1 protein-coding gene is annotated in these 1,104 nt (G+C 37.7%); it reads right to left on the reverse strand.

Annotated features, from left to right (window positions below; genetic code table 11):
- Positions 1–76: 76 nt before the first annotated feature.
- Entirely contained in the window at positions 77–865 is a 789-nt protein-coding gene (locus AB4653_RS16385; RefSeq protein ID WP_133151967.1) for a tetratricopeptide repeat protein, read from the reverse strand.
- Positions 866–1,104: the final 239 nt, after the last annotated feature.

The following is a 1,104-nucleotide window of genomic DNA, read 5'->3' on the forward strand; positions in this document are numbered from 1 at the left end:
CGGTATTCAGACTCTGTTGTTGCTTGGCTTAGCTGGTTTTCAGTACATGTCAAAATATCTGATGGTGATACAGCCATTAGAATCCTCCACTTCGCGTTAGTTCGTGGTTATTGTCGGCTACATCAAAGCGTGCAATTACTGGACTCGACATGAGATTAGTCTCTGTAATGAGCAGGCTTAGTTCCCAGTTGAGGTCAAAAATAGCTTCAGGCTCGCAGTTTACCTCAAAAGATAGGCAGATCTTATCGGACTCTGGTAGGGCGTAGATATATGAACTTACAGCATTAATATTAGGTGAGCGCTCAACTAGCTCTAAGGCAAGTAGAGAGAGTTCTAAGAAGTCGTTCTCACTAAAGTTAATTCTCTGTTTAGCCCAGGCTATATTATTCATTTTAGCCTGGAAGTGAGCTAGTTCACTCTTGTATCTAGATGCATCAGGCTGCTCAGATTCAAGCTGTTTAAGTAATCCTTCAGTTAATTCTAGATCATTGAAAAAGTGACTAGCAACCAAGATGTTTTCTAATACTTTACCTGTACAAATTTCAGTAGGTATCTTTTTTATTAGTTCATAAACAGTTTTAGCCGCACCAACAAACGAAAGAGCCCATATGATATTACCAATAATAACTTGGTCATCAGGCGCTAGGCGTATGGCTTCGTGAGCGTGTAATAAAGCTTGTTTTTGTTGATTTAAAGATGTGTAGAGAATAGTCAACGTTAAGTGAGTATGACTTGCTTCAGGGAGCTTTTCCGCCTCTCTTTTATAGTAAGCGATTTCAAACTCACTCAAAACTGTAGAAGAACTAACAGCTTCCATTAGTGAGCTAAGAATTTCATTTACTTTAGATTGGGGTGCTATTTGCAAAGGTTCACCTTATTTATTGATCAGCCATTCTAGTTTAGGTGGAAATTTCTACCTTTCTTCATTGTGTCCAGTTGAAGACTTAGTTCAGCTTTCTAAGTTTTATATACTGTTCCAATATAAAAACAATACCGCTCATAGTACCAAAATCACATTAAATAACCACACTTACCCTTAAATACTGTTAAGCATGGTTAACATTGATTAACTATGGATGCCTAATTAGGAGTATAGATCACATC

It is taken from the genome of Vibrio sp. 10N.222.48.A3 (assembly GCF_041475345.1).
Taxonomy (GTDB): domain Bacteria; phylum Pseudomonadota; class Gammaproteobacteria; order Enterobacterales; family Vibrionaceae; genus Vibrio; species Vibrio tasmaniensis_A.